This window comes from Pseudomonas sp. GL-RE-26 (assembly GCF_019956275.1).
GTDB classification, from domain to species: Bacteria; Pseudomonadota; Gammaproteobacteria; order Pseudomonadales; family Pseudomonadaceae; genus Aquipseudomonas; species Aquipseudomonas grandcourensis.
On the sequence record NZ_JAHBDI010000033.1, the window covers coordinates 273,532 to 281,094 of the forward strand.

5 protein-coding genes are annotated in these 7,563 nt (G+C 60.3%); 3 read left to right on the top strand and 2 right to left on the bottom strand.

What is annotated here, in order from left to right; genetic code table 11:
- Positions 1-301: 301 nt before the first annotated feature.
- A complete protein-coding gene (locus tag KGB07_RS20475) occupies positions 302-2,284 on the top strand; it encodes a pilus assembly protein TadG-related protein (protein ID WP_223466393.1) in 1,983 nt (660 codons plus the stop codon).
- On the opposite strand, the gene KGB07_RS20480 is transcribed toward KGB07_RS20475, so the two are convergent.
- Complete coding sequence (locus KGB07_RS20480) at positions 2,281-5,022, bottom strand: ATP-binding protein (protein ID WP_046043976.1); 2,742 nt, start codon at positions 5,020-5,022, stop codon at positions 2,281-2,283. The two genes, KGB07_RS20475 and KGB07_RS20480, sit on opposite strands and share 4 nt — an antisense overlap.
- The gene (locus KGB07_RS20485; RefSeq protein ID WP_046043975.1) at positions 5,019-5,459 is read right to left on the bottom strand and encodes a TadE/TadG family type IV pilus assembly protein; all 441 of its coding nucleotides are present in this window, start codon (positions 5,457-5,459) and stop codon (positions 5,019-5,021) included. The genes KGB07_RS20480 and KGB07_RS20485 overlap by 4 nt, the downstream gene beginning before the upstream one ends.
- A 75-nt stretch (positions 5,460-5,534) precedes the next feature.
- Between KGB07_RS20485 and KGB07_RS20490 the strand changes: the two genes are divergently transcribed.
- Complete coding sequence (locus tag KGB07_RS20490; RefSeq protein ID WP_223466395.1) at positions 5,535-6,005, top strand: prepilin peptidase; 471 nt, start codon at positions 5,535-5,537, stop codon at positions 6,003-6,005.
- Between the two features lie 113 nt (positions 6,006-6,118).
- The gene (locus KGB07_RS20495) at positions 6,119-6,901 is read left to right on the top strand and encodes a response regulator transcription factor (RefSeq protein ID WP_046043973.1); all 783 of its coding nucleotides are present in this window, start codon (positions 6,119-6,121) and stop codon (positions 6,899-6,901) included.
- Positions 6,902-7,563: the final 662 nt, after the last annotated feature.

Consider the following 7,563-nt stretch of genomic DNA (forward strand, 5'->3'; position numbering starts at 1 on the left):
CGCGTAGCGGAGGTCAAGACCATTAGGAGGTAGGAGCCGGAAGCTCCGAGGGCCGGTCTGGGCGCTTAGATACCGCAGGCGACACATCAACGGAACCAAGCTCGCTGACGTTGTTTGTCAGTAGGCAGGAACCGCCGTATACGGAACCGTACGTACGGTGGTGTGAGAGGACGGCGGGGGCAACCCCGCCTCCTACTCGATTCTGCACTGGCAAGTTGCCAGCAGTCTTGCCCACCCTTGTCTACACTGCTTTTCACCAACGGAGGTTGCGCCCGGCAGTGCGCCGGCAAAGGAGTGCGCCATGTCTCCCCGCATGCAGTTTCGCGGCCCGGCCCGGCAACGGGGGGCGATCGGCTTGATGGCCGCTTTGACCCTGACTTTGGCTTTGGCATTCATGTTGTTGGTGGTCGATACCGGCAGGCTGTACCTGGAAAAACGCAGTTTGCAGCGCGTGGCTGACATGGCCGCCCTTGAAGCCGCCACCCGGGGTGGAGACTGTTCCGGTGGCTCAACCGCGAACACCTATGCCACCGCCAGCGCGCAACGAAATGGTTTCGCCATTCCCTCCACTGGGCGCGCACTGGCTGTGGCGTGCGGTGCGTTGACCCTGGATGCCAACAACCTACGGGTATTCGGTGCAGACCCAAGTAAAAGCGAGGCTATCCGGGTTATCGCCAGCCATGTCGTGCAACAGAGTATTGCCGGTGGCATCGGCGCGTTGGCCGGCGGTGCACCAGCGGGCTCAACGCTGACGCTGAGCGCAACGGCGGTCGCTGCGCTGCAGCCCCCCCTGGCTTCATTGACGATCCGCAGTACGCTCCTGACCTTCGATACCAGCAAGGCCGCCATTACCAGTCTGCTTTTCGGGGGATTGCTGGGAGGCAACGTCAGTATCAGTGCGGCGGGCTGGAACGGATTGGTCAATACCGACATCAGCCTGCTCGGCTACCTCAATCGGTTGAAAATTGACCTCGGCCTGATCGCTGGCGGCTACGACCAGGTACTGGGTACAACGGTCAATGTCAGCCAGTTGATCCAGACCGCCATCAATGTACTGGACCCCAACGGCACACTTGGAGCATCCGCAACCATTGTCAGCCTGCAAGCATTGAAGGTGGCAGCGGGTACGACGTCCGTTGTGCTGGGTAATATGTTGCATGTTGAAAGTGGCACCGACATTTCGACCCTTGCCGTGAATCTGAAAGCCTTCGATCTGATTGAAGGGTTTGTGCAACTGGCCAACAAGAAGAATGCCGTGGTCGCGACCTTGCCGATCAACATCGCGGGCCTGGCGCAGATCACTGCACGGGTGCAGGTGATGGAGCCGCCGCAACTGTCGGCCATCGGCAACCCTAAAAACGCGGCATTGGCCCCTTTAGGCCCCAACCGCATCTATGTACGCACGGCTCAGATCAAGACATTGTTGTCGATCAACCTGCCCGTGCTGGACGCCATCACGCCTTTGGTCAACGCTGTTATCAATCTCGTTGCACCGCTGACCAACACCCTGAACTCATTGCTGCATCTGGACCTGGTAGGCGTCGTCAACTCATTGACCTGCGCGCTGTTCGTGCCCTGCGACACGCCGGAAATCAAGCTGTTGCCACCTCCGATTCGCATCGACGTGGCGCTGGAGGCGGCGGGTGCCTGGAGTTATGTCACGGCTTACAGTTGCGTGAGTACGACGAATAAAAGCCTGACGACCAGCACCACCACCACACTGATCGGATTGAAGATCGGGCAGATCAATCCCGACGATGTGTTTGGCTCGCCCACTGTCCCACCCAGCAACCACGTCAATCCTTTGAAGGTCATCGATATCGGCGTGCAGACCTGCCAGCGGCTGCTGATCCTGCCGCCAACCTGCTACAACCATCAGCCCGGTGTGGGCGGTAGCATCGATATCATGGTCAACACCGCGGTTGCCCAAAATGCCAACATGTCCCACGTCTATTCCGCACCAGCGGCTGCCAACTTGCCGGAGATCAATCAGCCACCGTTTTACTACGCCTTTACCACGACCAATATCGTCAACAGCCTGAGCACCACCGTGAGTAACCTTGGCGTGAACATGTATGGACCGTCGGGCAGTATCGTGGGTGGCTTGGGCAGTATTTTGAGTGAGGTCACGACTGCGTTGGTCAATGCGATCAATACGGTACTCAGCCCGTTACTGGATACGCTGATCAATACGTTGCTGGCGAGCCTGGGGATCGACCTGAACAAAGTCGAAGTGGGTGCCAACCTCAGTTGTCACTCGGGTCGAGCGGCGCTGGTGATCTAGTCCTGCTTCACGATCGGCAGTTCGATGCAGAAACGCGCACCCTCGGTGGCGTTTTGCACGCTCAGTTTTCCGCCCATGTTCTCGACGATGCCGTAACTTACCGACAAGCCCAAACCCGTGCCGACGCCGACGGGTTTGGTGGTGAAGAACGGCTCGAAAATCCGCTCCAGCAAACGCGGGTCGATACCGCCGCCGTTGTCCTCGACCCACAGGCGTACCGAGTGCGTATCCCGTTCGGCGTACACCGAAATCCACGGTCTGAAATCGGGGTCGGCCTCGCGCTTGCCGAGCAATGCATCCCGGGCGTTGACCATCAGGTTGATCAGCACCTGCTCAAGCTGATCGACGTAGCCGCGCACTTGCACTTCAAAACCGGTCTCGCTGATGCGCAGGTCGACGCCTTTGCCGCGCATCCCTTCGGACAACAGCGCCAGCGTGCCTTCGATGGCCTGGGCCGGGTTGAACGGTTGCTGCTCGATTTCCGAACGGCGACCGAACACCCGCATGTGGTCCACCACCCGCGCGGCGCGTTGTACCTGGGTGTCGATGCGGGTGAGCTTGTCGATCAGGTAATCGACCTGTACGTCGCCGTTGTTCAGGCGCTTGAGTACGTTGACGATGGCCATGCGCATCACGTTCAGCGGCTGGTTGATCTCATGGGCCAGGCCGGTGGCCATTTCTCCGAGGGTGGCCATTTTCGCGCTTTGTGTGAGCTGCTGCTGCGAGCGCCGCACCTCGGTGTTGTCGCGCCCCACGGCCTGGACCTCGAGCAACCGGCCCTGTTCATCGAACACCCCGCGATCGGACCAGACCCACCAGGCGTGTTCGCGGCCGGGCAGTTGCAGGTTGATCTCGGCGGTACTGACCGGAAACTCGGGGCTCAACTGGTCCAGCCGTCGGGTGAATGCCTCGCGCTGTTCCCCGGACATCCAGTTGCCCAGGTTCACCCCCGGCAATTGCTCGGGCGCCAATTCCAGATAGGTGGCCAACGGACGGTTGCCGAAGGTCAGGGTCAGGTCCGGCTGGTAGCGGCAGATCATCGCCGGCGAGTCTTCCACCAGAATCCGGTAGCGTTCTTCACTCTGCCTGACCTGTTCGGTGGCCAGGGTCGCTTCGGTGATGTCCAGCCACAGGCCCACGGCTTCCACCGGCAAGCCGAGGTCGTCGCGCAACAATTTCGCCTCATCCAGCAGCCAGTGATAGTCGCCGCGACTGTCGCGCATCCGATACCGGGCGCGCACCGAGCCTTCACGCAGCAACAGCCGCGTGCGCTCGAAATACTGCAGGCGATCGTCGGGATGCACCCGTTCCACCAGCGCCCCAGGGGTGCAGTCGGCGAGGGTCCAGCCGAGCAGCGGCAACAGGCTGTCGCTGAAGAACACCGGGTGTAACGCACCTTCGACATAGCGCTGTACGTAAATCACCGCCGGAGAGCTGGCGATCAGATTGTCCAGGCGTGCATGGGCGGCAGCGGCGCTCTGCTCCTGGTTCTTGATGTCGCTGATGTCGAGCATGAAACCCACCAGGCGACGGTTTTTCCCCGCGCCCAGGGCCTGGCCTTGCAGGCGATACCAGATGGGGGCGGACGCACCGTAATGGCGATACAGGCGCACGCACAGCAGCAGGGGAGTGCCTGTCTCCTGCAAGTCTTGCAAGCAAATGCGCAGCTCTTCACGGTCGGCGGGATACACCTGTTCGAGCCAGTCCTGCATGGATAAACGCGACGTACCAAGGTTCAGGGTAGTGGCCAGCGAAGGTGCCAACTGAACCTCGTCGCTGTCGCTGATGACTTCCCACCAGCCGGTTCCCAGCAAGGCTTGCAGTGATTCCAGGCGTTCCAGTTGCAAATGATGCCGGTGCTCGCGCAGGCGCTCGAGCAAGGGGCTGGCGAGCGCGGCGGTGATTTGCAGCCAGTCGCGTTCCGTGACATCGGGGGCGCGTTGTTGCGCCGTGTAGAAGCCGCATAGCAACCAGGCGACCACCCCTTGCGCATCGTGATAAGGCACGGCGAAGCCGTCGGTATTGCCGAACGTGCCTTGCAGGCGCGGGTGTTCACGCGGGGTCAGGTGCTGCGGTTCCGAGCCGTTCAAACTGTCCAGTCCCGTGCCCAGGCGTTGACCGTTTTGCCAAAGTTGCGGTGCATCGAGGGCCGCGTAGTGCTGGTAAATTTGCCAACCCTGTTCCTGCTCATCGAGCAAGGCCAGGGCAATGCACGGAACCTGAAAACGCTGGGCCAGGCTTTGCAGTTGTTCGGCCAGCATCTCGGGTAGGCGAGTCAGGCTACACAGGCGTAACTGTCCGGCGATTTGCAGCGCCAGCACCTGGCACTGTTCGCGGTTGCGCGATTGCCGGCGTTCGAGCAGCAAGTCGCCGATGTCCAGCATCTGCAACAACCAGGCATCGGCCAAGGGTTGCACCCAACCGCGCAAATGCAGCGGCGGACCGTTGAGGCTGTAAAAGTCCAGGTCCAGGGTTTGTCCCTGCCAGTCCGCCGGCGAGCCTTCGATGGCGAGGCTGCTGTGGGGCAACAGGAAGTCGAGCAGGTGCGGTGCCTGTGCGCTGGGAGGTTGCTGGGCCAGCAAGTGCCGCAGCGGACCGCTCAATTGAACGACACGCCCCTCGGCATTGAGCTGCATCTGCAATCCGAAACTGTGCACCCGCAGTGCCTCCGGCGGCTCCGGTGGAGGCGGCGGATGGCGGTGGAGCAGGCGCCCGAACAATTTGTCCCCGGCACTCAAAATTGCAGGCTCGCACTGGCCGTGAGGGTCGCCGGCAGATTGGGCACCCGACCGATGCCGGGCAGGTTCAGGAACGGGATGACGGCGCTGATTTTATTGGTGGGGTAGGTGATGCGGACTGTCAGCAGCCCGCCCACATAAGTGACATTGGCGTCGGTGGCGACATTGAAGTTCAGGGCCGGCGCAATCCAGGCTGTTTGCGTGGTCAGTTCTGCCTTGGCGCGGGCGATCAGCGCGGCGCTGTAGCCGGGGGTTGCCGGGTCCAGCGCCACGCTGCGGCGCACGGCTTCGGCAGTCGACTGGTTGAATGACTGCATCAACAGCAGCGGCAGGCTATAGCTGATGATGCCGTAGAACACGCCAAAAAAAATGATGAACACCAGGGCGAATTCAATCGCGGCGGCGCCTTTTTGTTTGTGGGGGAGGCTGGCTTTCATGAGTGCGTCTACCCTGACCAACACTGAGTAATGTCAGCATAGAATCATTCAGCCAAAACGGACGTTTTTTACCGAATGCAGAGCTTTGTCCTATTGATCTGGCTGGCGCTTTGCGCCGCACAGGATGCCCGGCAACGGCACATCGCCAATGGCCTGACCCTGGGTGTCGGTGCCCTGGCCCTGGCGTGGCTGCTGTGGAGCGGCACGACCTGGCTGGGGGCCGACGCACAACAGGGCGGCTGGGCTTTTTTGTTGGCCCTGGGCTTAACGCTACCGGGCTACGCCATGAAGCGAATGGGTGGTGCAGACGTGAAACTCATGGCCGCCCTGGGTCTTGCGACGGACGGTATGCACGTGCTCGGCACGTTTATTGGCGCCGGATTGGCCAGCATCTTCTGGCTGCTGCTGGCGCCAAGAGTCTGGCTTTATATGAGTCAAGGGGTTAGAACCCATCTTTTTTATATGGCACCAGAAATGTCAAGGAAACAGCCATTTGCACCCTTCGTGTTGGTGGGGCTGATGCTGACATTTGCCTGGTTCCACTAGTCGAGCCTTTTGTGTACATAGCCTGAAACTACGTCTACTTTTCAGACAGAGTTGTACAACCGCTGGCTGTCGGTGAGGGACGGGTCAACCTTTGACCTGACAGGGAGTTGCTCGTGAGCAAGTTTACTTCGGCAGTAAAAGTCCTTGTGGTCGACGATGCGCCATTGATCGTTGAAGAACTTTGCGAATTTCTGGAGGGCAAAGGTTACCGTTGTGTTCCCTGCGAATCGGGCTATCAGGCGATCGAGCGTTTCAACGAAGACCTCGATATCGGCCTGGTGCTACTGGACCTTCAGATGCCCGGCATGGACGGGATTGAGTTGATGCAGGAGCTGCAACGGCTATCGGGCAAGCACCGGGCGTTCGAGGCGATCATGCTCACCGGGTGTGCCGACAAGCAGGACGTGATCAAGGCCCTGCGCGCTGGCGTTGCCGACTATTACCAGAAGCCGATCGATCTGAATGAATTGTTCGAGGGTTTGCAGCGGCAGGAAGTGGCCTTGCAGGAGAGGCACAAGAACCTGCAGTTGGGGCATTTGAATCAGAAGCTGCAGTATCTGTCCGAGTCGATTGATGATCTGTACCAGGACCTGGACAAGGTTCGGCGGGGTCCGCAGGCGGCAGACGCGGGTGGCCGGGGTGTCGCTGATGCTGATGCGGCGGAGACTCCGGCGATTTTCAATCAGCTGTCTCCGCGGCAGCTGGAAGTGGCGCGGTTGGTGGGCAAGGGGCAGACCAATTATCAGATTGCCTGTGAGTTGGGGATTACCGAGAACACGGTGAAGTTGTATGTGTCGCAGGTGTTGCGGTTGACGCATATGCATAATCGGACGCAGTTGGCGTTGGCTTTGTCGCCCAGTAGTTCCGGGATGCAGCAGCGGGTTACGGCGCACTGAGGCTTGGCGGCCTCTGGGCCGACCAGGCTGGTGGTTTGGGTTGTGTACATATCCGTTTCTGCGGTAACGGCGGCTGGCGGTTTCGCCCTTACGGCGAGTCCCTTTTGGCAAACGCCCCAAAAGGAACCAAAAGGTCTCGCCCCTTACGTACGGCCCCTCGCTTAGGCTCGGCGTTCCTTCGCTACGGTATTCATCCGGGGGCATTGCCCTCCGGTCGGCTTCGCTTCGACCTACATGCAATGAGTTCGACTGCGTCGAACGGCGCTGCGCGCCCGTCCCCGGATGAACACCTCCACTCAGCCTTCCGAGGGGGCGGGTGGATCAAGATCAAAAGCTGCAGGCGAGCTAACACTCGGCCTGATATCTCCGACACGCTTTTCAGGTTGTCCGTCGGAAGCGCGATCTCTAGCCTTTGTCGGTCGCTGCAAAATCAGTGATCGGGTTTGGTCGCCCGGGTTTAGAATGGCGCACAGTGCCGCGCGAGCGGCATTTTTGTGCTTGCTTAATGGCGAGCCGTGCGTGGGAGGGCCCTGGCCCTGCCGGGTTTCCATTCCCTGGTCGACCAACCTGCGTACGGTTCGCCACCCATCTGCTTGGTCGCAGTGATGGCGAACTCCAAATCCAAGAATGGAGCTTCACCATGATCAAACCCACCCCAAATC